The following is a 15,909-nucleotide window of genomic DNA, read 5'->3' on the forward strand; positions in this document are numbered from 1 at the left end:
ATCGCGCGCGTCAGGGCGGTGTCCCGGAGCGGAAGGTGCTGCCTCAGGGGATCGCGGGATTGCGGCAGGAAACGATCGGCGGAGGTGCCGCCAGGCTCTGCAACTTGTCCACGCTTTTCCCCGCGATCTGGCCCATGACCGCCTTGGCGACCTCGCGGCCGGCGAGCCGGAAGCTCTCCTGGCAGACATAGAGTTCCGGCCGGAACAGCCGCAGCAGTTTCGAGGACTGCTTGGAGACGACGTCGACGTCCTGTCCCAGCTTCAGCCCCGCTTCCTCGATGCCGGCCACGAGCGCGAAGGTCGCCCCGCCGCTCGAGACGACGACGCCGTCCGGCCGGTCCTTGCGCCGCATCAGGCGGACGGTCTTGGAGCGGATGTCGTCGATGAGGTCGTCGATGGAAACCCCGCTCCAGGCCACTTCGGTCGCGCCGGCCTCCAGCACGCCTTCCGAAAAGCCTTCGCGGGTATGGGTGTGGTAGGTCAGCCCGACCGGGGGAGGCAGCAGCGCGAGCCGGGTCCTGCCGAGTTCGACCAGCTTCAGCGCCGCCTCGCGGGCGAAGGCGCGGTTGTCGAAGTCGTGCCAGGCGTGCTCGACCCCGATGTTCGTCCGGCCGTGCGTGGCGAACGGGAAATGGTGTTCGAGCATGTAGTGGACGCGCGGGTCGTCGGGAAGGGTGCGCGACAGGATGATGCCGTCGGCCGACCCGGTCTCGACGAGGTAGCGGACGGGGTCCATCGGGTCGTTGCGCCGTGAGTAGGGCGTCACTATCAGATGGTAGGGCGTCTCCGCCACCGTTTCCGAAATGCCGTAGATCATGTCGGAGACGAAACCCGTCAGATCTTCCTCGGTGTCCAGCACGAGGCTGATGACGTTGGTCTTGCCGGTGCGCAACCGCACGCCGGCGCGGTTGGGCCGGTAGCCGATCTGCTTGGCGACGAGGCGGACGCGCTTCTTCGTCGCCTCGCCGATCTCGGGGGCGTCTTTCAGCGCCCGCGATACGGTCGTGACGCCAAGGCCTGTCATGAAGGCGATCGTCTTCAGCGTCGGACGCTCGTCGCGCGGCGACGTTTCCGTGGCGTGGCCTTTCGTGTCGCTGTCCATGTCTTTCGCCCGCCTTCCGCACCGCTCTAGGCCAGTCTCTGGCAGCGACGCAAGCGCGATGCATTTCCGACGCATTGCTGTAACGTTACAGTTCCTATTGTCGCTGTGCAATGACATCCGCGGAGATCGGGTCTTCTTGGCACCCCCAGCGGCCGGCCGCCTTGGAGGCCCGTCGCCGCGCACACTGTGCCGGCAATTATCTTGCTCTGCTGCCGCAGTGCAGCGATTGAATGTTGCAGCGCGGGGCCGCTTTTTGGTGGTCATTAATTTTGGAGCCCGAAAAAAGTTGGCTGTTGAGCGCCGGGGGGCCTTGTCGAGCGGTATCAATTGCCGTATGAAAAAAGCTGTAACGTTTCAGATTCAGGGAGGAACTTGGATGCGTTATCGCCTTACGACCGCCGCGCTCGCGGCGGGTGTAGCCTGCTGCATCTCTTCGACCGCATTCTCCGCCGAACTCGAGGTTACCCACTGGTGGACCTCCGGTGGCGAGGCTGCGGCAGTCGCCGAATTCGCCAAGGCATTCGATGCCACCGGCAACAAATGGGTCGACGGCGCGATCGCCGGCGGCGGAAATACGGCCCGGCCGGTCTTCATCAGCCGCATCACCGGCGGTGATCCGATGGCCGCCACGCAGTTCAACCATGGCCGCCAGGCCGAGGAACTCGTCGAAGCCGGTCTCATGCGCGATTTCACCGATCTTGCCGAAAAGGAGGGCTGGAAGGATTTCATCCGCCCGGTGAGCCTGCTCGACGGCTGTACCGTCGACGGCAAGATCTACTGCGTGCCGATCAACATCCATTCCTGGCAGTGGCTCTGGCTGTCCCACAAGGCTTTCGAGGATGCCGGCGTGCCGGTGCCCACCAACTGGGACGAGTTCGTCGCCGCGGCGCCCGCTCTCGAGAAGGCCGGCAAGGTCCCGCTCGCCATCGGCGGCCAGCCCTGGCAGAGGACGGGCGTCTTCAACGTGCTGATACCCGCCATCGCCGGCAAGGAGACCTTCCTCAAGGTCTACCAGGACAAGGACGCCGAGGCAGCCGCGGGACCCGAGATCGCCAAGGTCTTCAAGGCGGCCGACGACGCGCGCAAGATGGCGGCCAATTCGAACGTGCAGGACTGGAACCAGGCTACCAATCTCGTCATCACCGGCCAGGCCGGCGGACAGATCATGGGAGACTGGGCGCAGGGCGAGTTCCAGGTCGCGGGCCAGGTCGCCGGCAAGGACTATTCCTGCCTGCCCGGGCTCGGCGTCAACGAACTGATCTCGGTCGGCGGCGACGCCTTCTACTTCCCCGTCCTGGACGATCCGGAAAAGACGGCGGCGCAGGAGGTGCTCGCCTCGAGCATGCTCAGCCCCGAGACGCAGGTAGCGTTCAACCTCAAGAAGGGTTCGGTCCCGGTGCGCGGCGATGTCGACCTTGCCGCCGCCAACGACTGCATGAAGAAGGGCCTCGCGATCCTGGCCGAGGAGAACACGATCCCCGATCCGCCGCGGCTCAACACCGAGGACACGAACAACCAGCTGAACGACCTGTTCGTCGAGTTCTTCGCCACCCCGTCGATGACACCGGAAGAAGCGCAGAAGCGCTACGCCGCGATCATCGAAAGCGCCGACTGAGCTCCCGAGGCTCGACCTTCCCGCCGCCGGGTCCGCGCGACCCCGCGGCGGGGCTTCCTCGCCCCTGCCGCCGGACGACGAGCATGCCGACCGAAGCGACCAGACGCCCCAACACGCTCTTCCGCAACCTCAACGCCAAGATCGCTTCCCTGCCGATGATCCTCACGGCGCTGGTGGTCTTCGTCGGCGGCACCATCTGGACGATCACCTACTCCTTCACCAATTCGCGCCTCCTGCCGCGGCTGAACTTCATCGGCCTCGATCAGTACGAACGGCTCTGGAGCACGCCGCGCTGGATCGCCTCGATCCAGAATCTCGTTATCTACGGCAGTCTGTCGCTGATCTTCTCGTTGCTGATCGGCTTCGTGCTCGCCGCGCTGCTCGACCAGAAGATCCGCTTCGAGAACACCTTCCGCAGCATCATCCTCTACCCCTTCGCGCTGTCCTTCATCGTCACCGGCCTGGTATGGCAGTGGCTGCTCAACCCGGACTTCGGCGTGCAGCATCTCGTGCGCACGCTCGGCTGGGAAAGCTTCACCTTCAATCCGCTCTACGACCAGTCGATCGTCATCTACGGAATCCTCATCGCCGGTCTGTGGCAGGGCACGGGCCTCGTCATGTGCCTGATGCTGGCAGGCTTGCGTGGCATCGACGAGGATATCTGGAAAGCCGCGCGGGTGGACGGCATCCCGATGTGGAAGACGTATATCTTCATCGTCATCCCGATGATGCGCCCGGTCTTCGTCACGACGCTCGTCATCATCGCGAGCGGCATCGTGCGCATCTACGACCTCGTGGTCGCGCAGACGTCGGGCGGTCCCGGCCACGCCTCGGAGGTGCCGGCCAAATACGTCTACGACTACATGTTCGCCGCGCAGAATCTCGGCCAGGGCTTTGCCGCTTCGACCATGATGCTCTTGACGGTCGCCATCGTCGTCGTGCCCTGGGCTTACCTCGAATTCGGCGGGAGGCGCCGCCATGGCTGACGTGCGTACCGCCTCCGTCGGACAGGTCGAGCCGCGGATCGCAGGCCATGACGAAGCCTGGGGTCCCCGGCCCAGGCGAATTTTCTCGCGCCGCAACATCGTCCTCTACGGCGCGCTCGTGATCGTCTCGCTCTATTACCTGATGCCGCTCTACGTCATGATCGTCACCTCGCTGAAGACGATGCCGGAGATCCGCCTAGGCAACGTCTTCGCGCCGCCGGTAGAGATCACGTTCGAGCCGTGGGTTAAGGCGTGGTCGACGGCATGCACCGGTCTCAATTGCGACGGCCTGTCGCGCGGCTTCTGGAACTCGGTGCGGATCACCATCCCCAGTGTGATCATCTCGATCGCCATCGCCTCGGTGAACGGCTACGCGCTGGCCAACTGGCGCTTCAAGGGCGGCAACACGTTCTTCACCATCCTCATCGTCGGCGCCTTCATCCCCTACCAGGTGATGATCTATCCGATCGTCATCATCCTGCGCGAAATGGGCGTCTACGGCACGCTGACCGGACTGATCATCGTGCACACCATCTTCGGCATGCCGATCAACACGCTGCTTTTCCGCAACTATTTCAGCTCGTTGCCGGAAGAGCTGTTCAAGGCGGCGCGCGTGGACGGCGCCGGGTTCTGGGGCATCTACTTCCGCATCATGCTGCCGATGAGCCTGCCGATCTTCGTGGTCTCGATGATCATCCAGGTCACCGGCATCTGGAACGACTTCCTGTTCGGGGTGGTCTACACCAAGCCCGACACCTACCCGATGACGGTCCAGCTCAACAACATCGTCAATTCCGTGCAGGGCGTGAAGGAGTACAACGTCAACATGGCGGCCACCATCCTCACCGGACTCGTGCCGCTGGTCATCTACTTCATCTCTGGCAAGCTGTTCGTGCGCGGCATCGCCGCGGGCGCGGTGAAGGGCTGATCGATGACCAGCGTTCTCGTCAGGGATCTCTCCCTCAATTTCGGCGCGGTCGAGGTGCTGAAATCGCTCAACCTCGAGGTCGCGGAAGGCGAGTTCCTCGTCCTGCTCGGTCCGTCCGGCTGCGGCAAGTCGACCTTGCTCAACTGCATCGCCGGCCTGCTCGACGTGTCCGCCGGCCAGATCTTCATCAACGGCAAGAACGTCACCTGGAACGAACCCAAGGACCGCGGCATCGGCATGGTGTTCCAGTCCTACGCGCTCTATCCGCAGATGACGGTCGAGGGGAACCTCTCCTTCGGTCTGAAGAACGCGCGGCTGCCGCGCGACGAGATCGCCCGGCGCATCGCCCGGGCGGCGGAGATCCTCCAGATCGAGCCGCTGTTGCAGCGCAAGCCAGCGGCCCTTTCCGGCGGACAGAGGCAGCGCGTCGCGATCGGCCGGGCGCTGGTGCGCGACGTCGACGTCTTCCTGTTCGACGAGCCGCTGTCGAACCTCGACGCCAAGCTGCGCTCGGAACTGCGCATCGAGATCAAGCGTCTGCACCAGAAGCTCGCCAACACGATGATCTACGTTACCCACGACCAGATCGAGGCGCTGACGCTGGCCGACCGGATTGCCGTCATGAAGGGCGGCATCATCCAGCAGTTCGATTCGCCCAAGACCATCTACAACCGGCCGGTCAACCGCTTCGTGGCTGATTTCATCGGCTCGCCGGGCATGAACTTCATCGAGGGCGAACTGGAGACGCGAGACGGCGCTCCCTGGTTTGTCGCGGGCGATTTTCGCGCGCCCGTTTCCAATTACCCGTTCGACGGCAAGGGCTTCCGGCAAGGCCCGGCCTCCTTCGGCATCCGCCCGGAGCATGTGGGGGTGAACACCGGCGATGGATGGCCGTTCTCGGCCCGGGTGCCGGTCGAGGTGGTCGAGCCGATGGGGTCCGACACGCTGGTCTGGACGCGACTCGGCGGCCAGAGCTTCACCATGCGTGTCACCTCCGAGCGGTCGCCCCGCACGGGCGAGACCGTCACGATCGGCTTCGATCCGCTCAATGCCTCTCTCTTCGACACAGAGACTGGCGAAAGGCTCTGACGTTCAAACATCATCGATACCGGGAAGAATTCCATGGACTGGTCTTTTCAGCTCTACAGCGCGCGCAATTTCCAGCCGTGGGACGGCGTCCTGAAGCTGCTCGCGGACAGCGGGTACAGCCAGGTCGAAGGCTTCGGAGGCGTCTATTCCGACCCACCCGCCTTCCGCGCCGAGATGGACAGGAACGGCCTTTCGATGCCGACCGGCCATTTCGCGATCGACGCGCTGGAGAACGATTTCGACGGCGTGCGCCGCACCGCCGATGCGCTCGGCGTCAGGACGCTGATCTGCCCATTCCTCGTGCCGGACAAGCGGCCGGCGGACGCGGCCGGCTGGCGCGGCTTCGGCGAGCGGCTGGCGCGTGCGGGCGAGAAGGCGGGCAAGGCCGGATACGGCTTCGCCTGGCACAACCACGATTTCGAGTTCAGAGCGCTGGCCGACGGTTCCCTGCCGCAGGACCTCATCTTCTCCGCCGCGCCGGACCTTGGCTGGGAGATCGACATCGCCTGGGTGGTGCGCGGTGGCGCGGACCCTTCCGAATGGATTGACCGCTACGGCTCCAGGATCTCCGCCGTCCATGTGAAGGACATCGCCAAGGCCGGGGAGGGGACCGGGGAGGACGGCTGGGCCGATGTCGGCCATGGCACGATCGACTGGGCTGGGCTGATGGCGCAACTGCGCGCGAAGACGTCCGCCCGCTTCTTCATCATGGAACACGACAATCCCAGCGACATCGGGCGCTTCGCCCGGCGTTCGATCGAATCCGCCAGGACTTATTAGGAGCGAGACATCATGGCGAAGAAGCTGGGGATCGGTATCGTCGGCTGCGGCAACATTTCCGCCGCCTATCTGCGGCTCGGGCCGCTCTTCCGCGGCATCGAGATGCGCGCCTGCGCCGACATCGACATGGCGGCGGCAAGGACGCGTGCCTCGGAGTTCGGCGTGAGAGCCTCGACCGTGGACGACCTCATGGCGGCCGACGACGTCGACATCGTCGTCAACCTCACCATTCCGGCGGCGCACTACGAGATCTCGCGCCGCGCGCTGGAGGCGGGCAAGCACGTCTACTCGGAAAAACCCTTCGTGCTCTCGGTCGCCGAGGGGCTCGACCTGAAGAAGATCGCGGCGAGGAAGAACCTGCGCATCGGCTCCGCGCCCGACACCTTTCTGGGCGGCGCGCACCAGTTGGCCCGCCATGTCGTCGATTCGGGCCTCGTCGGCCGCATCACCAGCGGCACCTGCTTCGTGATGAGCCACGGCATGGAGCACTGGCACCCGAACCCGGACTTCTTCTTCAAAATCGGCGGCGGTCCGATCCTCGACATCGGGCCCTACTACATCGCCAACCTCATCCAGCTCATCGGGCCGGTGCGGAGGGTGGCGGCGCTCTCTTCCATTCCGGCGAAGGAGCGCACCATCACCTCGCAACCGCGCGCCGGCGAGAAGATTTCGGTGGAGACACCCACGACGATTCTCGCGCTCTTGCACTTCGAGAACGGCGCGGTGATCAGCCTCAACGCCAGCTGGGACGTCTGGGTGCACAACCATTCCCCGATCGAACTCTACGGCGAGGAAGGCTCGCTCTTCGTGCCCGATCCGAACTTCTTCGGCGGCGAGGTCCGCTACACCACCAAGGACAAGCCGGTGAAGAAGGCGCCCAAGTGGGAGCATCCCTTCTCGGTGCACAATCAGGAACACCCGCGGGGGCCGCTCGCCAACTACCGGACCTCGGGACTGGCCGACATGGCGGTCGCGATCCGCGAGGGACGGCCGCACCGTTGCTCGCTCGAAGCATCGCTGCACGCCATCGAGGTGATGACATCGATCCTGAAGTCGGGCGAGACGGGCAAGTTCATCGAGATGAAGACGACCTGCGAGCGTCCGGAAGCGCTGCCGCCGAAGGAAGCCCGCGCCCTGCTGGCGCAGAAACCCCAGAAGGTCGCGCGCGCCGCGGCCTGAGCGTCGCGCCGTCCATCCTCCCGCGACTGCACCTTGCGCCCGGTCGGCCCAATCGCCGCACCGGGCGCAGTCTTGTTGGCGGGCGGAGTGCGACCTGCTAGAAGCGGCGCGTCCTCAGGATCGGACGGTCGCAGGCGTGACGGCACTTCGCAAGGCATCGGGTGGGTGGACGGCGCATCTCGCGCTCATCCTTCTGCTCGTCCAGCTCTTCGCGACGGGCTTCACCGCTGCCAGCCACGCCGCCGCGCCGCAGCTCGACGCGTTTGGCAACGTGCTCTGCCTTTCGGGCGAGCCGGGCGACGCGCCGGACGGCGGCCATGGCATCCTCCCCGGATGCTGCACCTTCGGCTGCAATCAGGCCGCTTCGGCACCGGCAGTTCCGCAGCACGACACGGTCGCGCTCGCGCCGCGGCCAGTGACAAGTGTCGCCGTCCTTCTCCCCGAAACCCGCCATCCGCTTCCCGGCCGCCTGACGCATCCCGGCAGTCCCCGAGCGCCACCGTCCGCAGTGTAATCGTCCGCTCCGGTAGAACCGGAGCGTTCCATTCCTGACCGATCACCCCGCGCGAGCGGGGATTACAGCCCGTTTCGGAGACCCATCATGTCCGCTTTCATCCGCGCATCCGCGCTTGCCTTCCTCCGCCGCACGCACGCGGCCGGTTTCGTCGCGGCGACTTCCCTGTCGCTGTTCGCATTCATCTCGATAGCCAGCGCGCACGAGTTCAAGTCCGGCGATCTCGTCATCCAGCATCCGTGGTCACGCGCCGCACCGTCCGGTGCCAAGGTCGCGGGGGGCTATTTCGTGATCCGCAACGATGGATCGGAGCCGGACCGGCTGCTCGCAGTCTCCGCCGAGATCGCCGGCCGGACCGAGATCCACGAGATGTCGGTCGACGACAAGGGGGTGATGACGATGCGTCCCGTCGAAGGCGCTCTCGAAATTCCCGCGGGTGGCGCCCTCGAACTGAAGCCCGGCTCGTTCCATCTGATGTTCATGGACCTTCACTCTCTCCCGAAGGCGGATGAGCGTTTCGCGGGAACGCTGACCTTCGAAAAGGCCGGCGATGTCGCGGTCGAGTTCACGGTCGAAGCCATCGGCGGTGCCATGAACCACGACGAGAATGGATCGAAGATGAAGATGAAATGATCCGCCGCGTCGGCGGATCGGTGGCGCGGCGGTCCCAGGGCCGCCGCAGCGCCTGACTGTCCCGGCAAAACGCTCCATGTTGACATAAAGATATCCTTATGTGACTATCCGTCCGTTCCGAAAACAGCATGAGAGTATCTGCCCCATGGCCTTCAGCCTCGACGCGCTCTTCGGCCCCGTCGCTCCAAAGTCCGACGGATCCGAAATACGGGCCGCGCTGAACGCGGCGGCGCGGGAACGCATCCTTGTTCTCGACGGCGCGATGGGAACCGAAATCCAGGCGCTCGAATATGGGGAAGACCATTTTCGCGGCGAGCGCTTCGACGGCTGCGCCTGCCATCAGCAAGGCAACAACGACCTCCTGATCCTCAGCCAGCCGGCGGCGATCGAGGAGATCCACTACCGCTACGCCATCGCCGGCGCCGACATCATCGAGACCAACACCTTTTCCTCCACGCGCATCGCGCAGAAAGACTACGGCATGGAGGAGGTGGTCTACGATCTGAACCGCGACGGCGCGCGGCTCGCCAAGCGCGCGGCGATCCGCGCCGAGCAGGAAGACGGCCGGCGCCGCTTCGTCGCCGGCGCGCTCGGGCCGACCAACCGCACCGCGTCCATCTCACCGGACGTGAACAATCCGGGCTACCGCGCGGTCACTTTCGACGACCTGCGCCTCGCCTACGGCGAACAGCTTCGCGGCCTGATCGACGGCGGCGCGGATCTCATCCTGATCGAGACCATCTTCGACACGTTGAACGCCAAGGCGGCGATCTTCGCCTGCAGCGAAGTGTTCGAGGAGAAGGGCGTCGACTTGCCCGTCATGATCTCCGGGACGATCACCGACCTGTCCGGCCGTACACTTTCGGGCCAGACGCCGACCGCCTTCTGGCACTCCGTGCGCCATGCACGCCCCGTGTCCATCGGCCTGAACTGTGCGCTGGGCGCCGCCGCCATGCGGCCGCACCTGGCCGAGATTTCCGGTGTCGCCGACACGCTCACCTGCGCATACCCGAATGCAGGACTGCCGAACGAGTTCGGCCAGTACGACGAGAGCCCAGAATTCATGGCCGAGCAGATCGAGGGTTTCGCGCGCGAGGGGCTGGTCAACATCGTCGGCGGCTGCTGCGGGTCCACGCCGGAACACATCCGCGCGATCGCCGAGGCGGTCTCGAAGTATCCGCCGCGCGCGATCCCGCAGGTCGCGCCGTTGATGCGGCTCTCCGGCCTCGAGCCGTTCACGCTTACGGACGACATCCCCTTCGTCAACGTCGGTGAGCGTACCAACGTCACCGGCTCGGCGAAATTCCGCAAGCTGATCACCGCCGGCGACTATGCGGCTGCGCTCGACGTGGCGCGCGACCAGGTCGAGAACGGCGCCCAGATCATCGACGTCAACATGGACGAGGGCCTGATCGATTCGCAGAAGGCGATGGTCGAGTTCCTGAACCTGATCGCCGCCGAGCCCGACATCGCCAAGGTGCCGGTGATGATCGACAGCTCCAAATGGGAGATCATCGAGGCCGGCCTGAAATGCGTGCAGGGCAAGCCCGTCGTCAATTCGATCTCCATGAAGGAAGGCGAGGAGGCGTTCCTCAGGCAGGCGAAGCTCTGCCGCGCCTATGGCGCCGCAGTCGTCGTCATGGCCTTCGACGAGAAGGGCCAGGCCGACACGAAGGAACGCAAGGTCGAAATCTCGAAGCGTGCCTACAAGCTGCTGACCGAGACGGCGGGCATGGCGGCCGAAGACATCATCTTCGACCCCAACGTCTTCGCGGTTGCGACCGGCATCGAGGAGCACGACAATTACGGCCACGACTTCATCGAGGCCGCGCGCGAGATCACTGCCTGCCTGCCCGGCGTCCACATCTCGGGCGGTGTCTCGAACCTCTCCTTCTCCTTCCGCGGCAACGAGCCTGTCCGCGAGGCCATGCACGCCGTCTTCCTGTACCATGCCATCCAGGCGGGCATGGACATGGGCATCGTCAACGCGGGCCAGCTCGCCGTCTACGAGACCATCGATCCGGAGCTGCGCGAGGCCTGCGAGGACGTGGTGCTGAACCGCACGCCGAAGGCTGGCGGAACGGCGACGGAAAACCTGCTGGAACTCGCGGAACGCTACAAGGGCTCCGCCGGCAAGGAAGCCCGCGAAAAGGACCTGCGCTGGCGCGAGTGGCCGGTCGAGAAGCGGCTGGAACATGCGCTGGTCAACGGCATCACAGAATACATCGAGGCCGACACCGAGGAGGCGCGGCTGAACGCCGAGCGCCCGCTGCACGTCATCGAGGGACCTCTGATGGCCGGCATGAACGTGGTCGGCGACCTCTTCGGCTCGGGCAAGATGTTCCTGCCGCAGGTGGTGAAGTCGGCTCGCGTCATGAAGCAGGCGGTGGCTGTGCTCCTGCCCTACATGGAGGCGGAGAAGCTCGCCAATGGCGGCAGCGGCGAGCGCCAGAGCGCCGGCAAGGTACTTATGGCGACCGTCAAGGGCGACGTCCACGACATCGGCAAGAACATCGTCGGGGTCGTGCTTGCCTGCAACAACTACGAGATCATCGACCTCGGCGTCATGGTGCCGTCGACGAAGATCCTGCAGACGGCGCGGGAGCAGAACGTCGACATCATCGGGCTGTCGGGCCTCATCACGCCCTCGCTCGACGAGATGGCGCATGTCGCGGCCGAAATGGAGCGCGAGGGCTTCGACATCCCGCTGCTCATCGGCGGCGCGACCACCAGCCGGGTCCACACCGCGGTGAAGATCCACCCCCGCTACGATCGCGGCCAGGCCATCTACGTGACCGACGCCAGCCGCGCGGTCGGCGTGGTCTCCAGCCTGCTCTCGCCGGATGCGAAGGCGGGCTATGTCGAAACGGTGCGGGCCGAGTACCGCAAGGTCGCGGACGCTCATGCGCGTTCGGAGGCCGAAAAGCAGCGGCTGCCGCTGGCCAGGGCGCGCGCCAATGCACACCGGATCGACTGGACGGGCTACGAGCCGCCGAAGCCGTCGTTCCTCGGCACCCGTGTCTTCGACGGCTGGGATCTCGCTGAACTCTCGCGCTACATCGACTGGACGCCCTTCTTCCAGACCTGGGAGATGAAGGGCCGCTACCCGAAGATCCTCGAGGACGAGAAACAGGGCGCCGCCGCGCGCCAGCTCTTCGCGGACGCGCAGGACATGCTTGCCAAGATCATCGGGGAGAAGTGGTTCGCTCCCAAGGCGATCGTCGGATTCTGGCCGGCCAACGCGGTCGGTGACGACGTCCGCCTTTTCGCCGACGACGAGCGCTCGGCCGAACTCGCAACGCTCTTCACCCTGCGCCAGCAACTGACGAAGCGTGACGGCAAGGCCAACATGGCGCTGGCCGACTTCGTCGCGCCGGAGGCGAGCGGCAAGCCCGACTATGTCGGCGGCTTCGTCGTCACCGCCGGCTTCGAAGAGATTGCCATCGCCGAGCGCTTCGAACGCGCAAACGACGACTATTCCTCGATCATGGTGAAGGCGTTGGCCGACCGTTTCGCCGAGGCTTTCGCCGAACGCATGCACGAGGTCGTTCGCAGGGAGCTCTGGGGTTACGCGCCCGACGAGGCGCTGGCGCCGGAAGAACTGGTCGGCGAACCCTACCGCGGCATCCGCCCCGCGCCCGGCTATCCCGCACAACCCGACCACACCGAGAAGGAAACGCTCTTCCGGCTGCTCGACGCGGAGGCGCAGATTGGCGTGAAGCTCACCGAAAGCTACGCCATGTGGCCAGGCTCCTCCGTCTCGGGCCTCTACCTCTCGCATCCCGAAAGCTATTATTTCGGCGTCGCCAAGGTCGAGCGCGACCAGGTCGCGGACTATGCGCGCCGCAAAGGCATGGCGGTGGAAGAGGTCGAGCGCTGGCTCGGGCCCATCCTCAACTACGTGCCCACGGCCTTCGCCGAGGCAGCGGAGTAATTCCGTTAGTTCGGATAGGGGATCGGCACTCCAGGAGGTGCTGCAGGGCCCTGCGGAAGGACGACAGGACCGATCGGTTCCGGGCGAGGTTTCTTCTTCGCGGCAGGCGGTTTGGTCGCGGGCGTACTCACCGGCTGTTTCTCCGGTGTCACGAAGGCCGGCTGCCAGATCGAAGCGAAGGAGGCCATGAAGATGAACATGATCATCCGGTGCATTCCAAAATCCTAGACCACTTCCGACTGGAAACGAAATCCGTCGTCGCAATCGCCTTGGGACCATCGACCTGGACGGATCGGGCGCGGCACTATGGACAGACGCTTGACGCCTGACTACGGATCGCCGAGCCAATCCAGTCCGGAGCCCGCATGAAGATCTTCGCCTACAAGCCCGGTCATGACGGCCATGTCGCCATGCTGGAGGACGGCGGGCTCGCTTTCTCGATCGAGGCGGAAAAGGATTCCGGCCCGCGCTACGGACCGATCACGCCCGAACTCCTTCTGCATGGCCTCGGGCTTTGCGGCGGCGTTCCCGACGTTCTCGCCGTCTCCGGCTGGATGGGCTCCTTCCGCCCGACGGGCGACCCGATCGGTGCGGGCTATTTCGGCCATGACGAGGAAAACATCATCGACCGGCCGCACCGCTTCATGGGCCGCGACATTCGCTATTTCTCCTCCTCGCACGAGCGTTCCCACATCGTCGGCAGCTACGCGATGTCGCCCTTCCCCCAGAGGCAGCCCTGTTATGCGCTGGTGTGGGAAGGCGTGCTCGGCAGCTTCTACCGCATCGACGAGGATTTGCAGGTTACGAAGCTCGGCACGCCGGTGAGCGGGCCGGGCCACAAATACGGTTTCCTCTATGGCCTGGCCGACCCGTCGTACCCGATTGACGCGCGCAAAAGCCGCCGCGAGGATGCCGGCAAGCTGATGGCGATCGCCGGCTACGGGCAACCGTCGGCCGAGACGCCGCAGGAGCGCGCCCTGATCGAGCGGCTGATCGCGTGGGACGCCGTAACTGCCCCGTTGCGCAAGGCGGATTTCACCGACACGCCTTTCTGCAACATCGGGCTGGAGACACCGGAGTTCCGCAACCTCGCCCGCCGTTTCCAGGACGCGGTCTTCGCGCGTTTCCTCGATTTCGCGAAGGCCGAGATGCCCGACGGCCTGCCGCTGCTGGTCTCCGGTGGTTGCGGTCTGAACTGCGACTGGAACAGCGAGTGGAAGGGGTCAGGCCTGTTCGCAGACGTCTTCGTCCAGCCCTGCACCAACGATTCCGGCTCGGCGATCGGCACGGCGGCCGACGCGCAGTTCCGCCTCACCGGCGACGCCAAGATCGAATGGACCGCCTATGCCGGCGAGGCCTTCGTCCACGACGAGGCCGACCTGTCCGGTTTCGAGCCCGTGCCGATGCGGGAGGCCGAGATCGCCGAAAGGCTCGCGGACGGCGCGGTGCTCGCCTGGGTGCAGGGCCGCTACGAGATCGGCCCGCGGGCGCTCGGAAACCGCTCGCTGATCGCCGCTCCCTTCACCAGCGAAATGCACACGCGCCTCAATGCCATCAAGAAGCGGGAGGGCTTCCGGCCGATCGCGCCGATCCTGCTCGAGGACGAGATGGACCGATTGTTCGAGAACCACGGGCCGAGCCCGCATATGCTCTATTTCCAGCGCGTGAAGACCGACGCCATCAAGGCCGTGACGCATGTGGACGGCTCCGCGCGTGCGCAGACCGTGACGCGCGAGCAGAACCCCCAAATCCATGCGCTTCTCACCGAATTCAAGCGCGCCACGGGCTACGGCGTCCTGTGCAACACCTCGCTCAACTTCTCCGGCAAGGGCTTCATCAATCGCATGAGCGATCTCGTGCGCTACGCGAGGCAGACCGGTCTGGACGGCTTCGTCGTCGGCGACATGTTCTACCGCCGCACTTGATCAGCCGCTTGCCGCAACCGGCCCGTGTCGTCGGTTGCAGAAAATCCGGAAAACCCGCTAAGGTCGTTGCCGTCGAGGGCAGAAGCAGATCGCGCCGAAGCCAGCCGGCGCAACCGGGGAAGATGGGCTTCCCCGGCTGCGGCAACAGCCTTGCTCTCGAACGGAGGTGACGATCATGCGGCAAAAACCGTTGAGCGTCAGCTCCGAGAACAGGTGGACCCGGACTGGCTGGCAAGTCATCGTCCGAGTCCGCCTTTTCTCGTAGGCGAACGGGGGGCGGGCGAAAGCTCGCTCTCCACCTCCGAATATAGTCGATCCGCATCTTTGCGGCAATGAGCGTGCTGCAACCGCTGCGGGTTCAGTGCTTTCCGGCACGACCACGGACCATAAGCACGTTCTCCGACGTTGCGGCCTGTCGATGATAGCCCTTCGCCGCGAGTTCGGCGAGGCAATCGCGCTCCCAGAGGTGCGAGAGCACGGTTTCGATGAGCATCGCCTTCGGCCAGAGGGCTTCCGGCGCCTGGTCGAACAGCGGCATCAGCGCGCGATCCTCAAAGCCCTCGACGTCGATCTTCAGGAGCTCGATCCTCGCGATCCCTAGGTCCGCCAGCGCCTGGCCCAACGGGGCGACCCCAACCGTTTCGATGCTTCGCACCGCCCCGGCGCCCTCCCGAAGGAGCGACGCGTGGCCGATGTTGCCGCCGCCGTCGCTGAAGAGGTTCATCGAACCGGCTTCGCCAGCAATTGCGAGATTCCGCGCGGCGACGTTGCCGGCGCCGTTGGCCTGGAGGTTGAAGGCGAGCTTGCCGAAAGTGCGCGGATGGGGCTCGAAGGCGACGACGCGGGTGCCCGGGGCAGCCGTTCGCGCCACCCAGAGCGAGTAGGTGCCGATGTTCGCACCGATGTCCACGAACATCTTGCCGGGACCGACGAAGGGCCGGATGAGCGCATGTTCATCCGCCTCGGGGAGCCGGCCAAGACCCAGAAGCACCCGGTCGTCCCGGTTTTCCGCCGGATAGACCCGCACGTTCACGCCCTCGACAGTAACGTCGAACGGTCCGGGCCAGCGCCTGGCGAGGACTTTCCGAAGCCGTTTGCGCCAGCGGGTGGGGAAGGCCGACATCACCGTGAGCCGCCAGAGCATCCTGACGTACCATCCCGCCTGCAGCCGGCCGAATTCAGTGGTCGTGTCGAGCGGAGCCGGCGGGTGCGCCATGAAGCATT

The 15,909-nt window shown here is 65.3% G+C and carries 12 protein-coding genes; 10 read left to right on the forward strand and 2 right to left on the reverse strand.

The window, feature by feature from the left end:
• Nucleotides 1-43: 43 nt before the first annotated feature.
• Complete coding sequence (locus ABGN05_RS00875) at nucleotides 44-1,102, reverse strand: LacI family transcriptional regulator (protein ID WP_367952106.1); 1,059 nt, start codon at nucleotides 1,100-1,102, stop codon at nucleotides 44-46.
• 376 nt (nucleotides 1,103-1,478) lie between these two features.
• On the opposite strand from ABGN05_RS00875, the gene ABGN05_RS00880 reads away from it, so the two are divergent.
• From ABGN05_RS00880 to ABGN05_RS00925, 10 genes are all read left to right on the forward strand, one after another.
• Complete coding sequence (locus tag ABGN05_RS00880; RefSeq protein WP_367952107.1) at nucleotides 1,479-2,717, forward strand: ABC transporter substrate-binding protein; 1,239 nt, start codon at nucleotides 1,479-1,481, stop codon at nucleotides 2,715-2,717.
• A gap of 83 nt (nucleotides 2,718-2,800) precedes the next feature.
• Nucleotides 2,801-3,703, forward strand: a complete 903-nt coding sequence (locus ABGN05_RS00885; RefSeq protein WP_367952108.1) for a carbohydrate ABC transporter permease — start codon at nucleotides 2,801-2,803, stop codon at nucleotides 3,701-3,703.
• Nucleotides 3,696-4,631: a carbohydrate ABC transporter permease gene (locus tag ABGN05_RS00890; protein ID WP_373695873.1), complete on the forward strand. Its 936-nt coding sequence runs from the start codon at nucleotides 3,696-3,698 to the stop codon at nucleotides 4,629-4,631. The genes ABGN05_RS00885 and ABGN05_RS00890 overlap by 8 nt, the downstream gene beginning before the upstream one ends.
• A gap of 3 nt (nucleotides 4,632-4,634) precedes the next feature.
• Nucleotides 4,635-5,720 (forward strand): ABC transporter ATP-binding protein, encoded by a 1,086-nt coding sequence (locus tag ABGN05_RS00895; protein ID WP_367952109.1) that lies wholly within the window; start codon nucleotides 4,635-4,637, stop codon nucleotides 5,718-5,720.
• Nucleotides 5,721-5,753: 33 nt separating this feature from the next.
• Nucleotides 5,754-6,500: a sugar phosphate isomerase/epimerase family protein gene (locus ABGN05_RS00900; protein WP_367952110.1), complete on the forward strand. Its 747-nt coding sequence runs from the start codon at nucleotides 5,754-5,756 to the stop codon at nucleotides 6,498-6,500.
• A 12-nt stretch (nucleotides 6,501-6,512) separates the two neighbouring features.
• The gene (locus tag ABGN05_RS00905) at nucleotides 6,513-7,679 is read left to right on the forward strand and encodes a Gfo/Idh/MocA family protein (RefSeq protein WP_367952111.1); all 1,167 of its coding nucleotides are present in this window, start codon (nucleotides 6,513-6,515) and stop codon (nucleotides 7,677-7,679) included.
• Nucleotides 7,680-7,815: 136 nt separating this feature from the next.
• Nucleotides 7,816-8,193 carry a DUF2946 family protein gene (locus ABGN05_RS00910; RefSeq protein WP_367952112.1) on the forward strand — a complete coding sequence of 126 codons (378 nt, stop codon included), beginning with the start codon at nucleotides 7,816-7,818 and terminating at the stop codon, nucleotides 8,191-8,193.
• Between the two features lie 87 nt (nucleotides 8,194-8,280).
• Nucleotides 8,281-8,826, forward strand: a complete 546-nt coding sequence (locus ABGN05_RS00915) for a copper chaperone PCu(A)C (RefSeq protein WP_367952113.1) — start codon at nucleotides 8,281-8,283, stop codon at nucleotides 8,824-8,826.
• 145 nt (nucleotides 8,827-8,971) lie between these two features.
• A complete protein-coding gene (metH, locus tag ABGN05_RS00920) occupies nucleotides 8,972-12,760 on the forward strand; it encodes a methionine synthase (protein WP_367952114.1) in 3,789 nt (1,262 codons plus the stop codon).
• Between the two features lie 365 nt (nucleotides 12,761-13,125).
• Nucleotides 13,126-14,685: a carbamoyltransferase C-terminal domain-containing protein gene (locus ABGN05_RS00925; RefSeq protein ID WP_367952115.1), complete on the forward strand. Its 1,560-nt coding sequence runs from the start codon at nucleotides 13,126-13,128 to the stop codon at nucleotides 14,683-14,685.
• A 358-nt stretch (nucleotides 14,686-15,043) separates the two neighbouring features.
• Here the strand turns inward: ABGN05_RS00925 and ABGN05_RS00930 are convergent, their stop codons facing one another.
• Nucleotides 15,044-15,901: an FkbM family methyltransferase gene (locus tag ABGN05_RS00930; RefSeq protein ID WP_367952116.1), complete on the reverse strand. Its 858-nt coding sequence runs from the start codon at nucleotides 15,899-15,901 to the stop codon at nucleotides 15,044-15,046.
• Nucleotides 15,902-15,909 lie beyond the last annotated feature (8 nt).

Origin of the sequence: Aquibium pacificum (genome assembly GCF_040839445.1) — a bacterium.
GTDB lineage: Bacteria > Pseudomonadota > Alphaproteobacteria > Rhizobiales > Rhizobiaceae > Aquibium > Aquibium pacificus.

Coding starts and splice junctions, on each gene's coding strand:
- ABGN05_RS00875 (WP_367952106.1), bottom strand. CDS start 1,102: ATGGACAGCGACACGAAAGGCCACGCCACGGAAACGTCGCCGCGCGAC.
- ABGN05_RS00880 (WP_367952107.1), top strand. CDS start 1,479: ATGCGTTATCGCCTTACGACCGCCGCGCTCGCGGCGGGTGTAGCCTGC.
- ABGN05_RS00885 (WP_367952108.1), top strand. CDS start 2,801: ATGCCGACCGAAGCGACCAGACGCCCCAACACGCTCTTCCGCAACCTC.
- ABGN05_RS00890 (WP_373695873.1), top strand. CDS start 3,696: ATGGCTGACGTGCGTACCGCCTCCGTCGGACAGGTCGAGCCGCGGATC.
- ABGN05_RS00895 (WP_367952109.1), top strand. CDS start 4,635: ATGACCAGCGTTCTCGTCAGGGATCTCTCCCTCAATTTCGGCGCGGTC.
- ABGN05_RS00900 (WP_367952110.1), top strand. CDS start 5,754: ATGGACTGGTCTTTTCAGCTCTACAGCGCGCGCAATTTCCAGCCGTGG.
- ABGN05_RS00905 (WP_367952111.1), top strand. CDS start 6,513: ATGGCGAAGAAGCTGGGGATCGGTATCGTCGGCTGCGGCAACATTTCC.
- ABGN05_RS00915 (WP_367952113.1), top strand. CDS start 8,281: ATGTCCGCTTTCATCCGCGCATCCGCGCTTGCCTTCCTCCGCCGCACG.
- metH (WP_367952114.1), top strand. CDS start 8,972: ATGGCCTTCAGCCTCGACGCGCTCTTCGGCCCCGTCGCTCCAAAGTCC.
- ABGN05_RS00925 (WP_367952115.1), top strand. CDS start 13,126: ATGAAGATCTTCGCCTACAAGCCCGGTCATGACGGCCATGTCGCCATG.
- ABGN05_RS00930 (WP_367952116.1), bottom strand. CDS start 15,901: ATGGCGCACCCGCCGGCTCCGCTCGACACGACCACTGAATTCGGCCGG.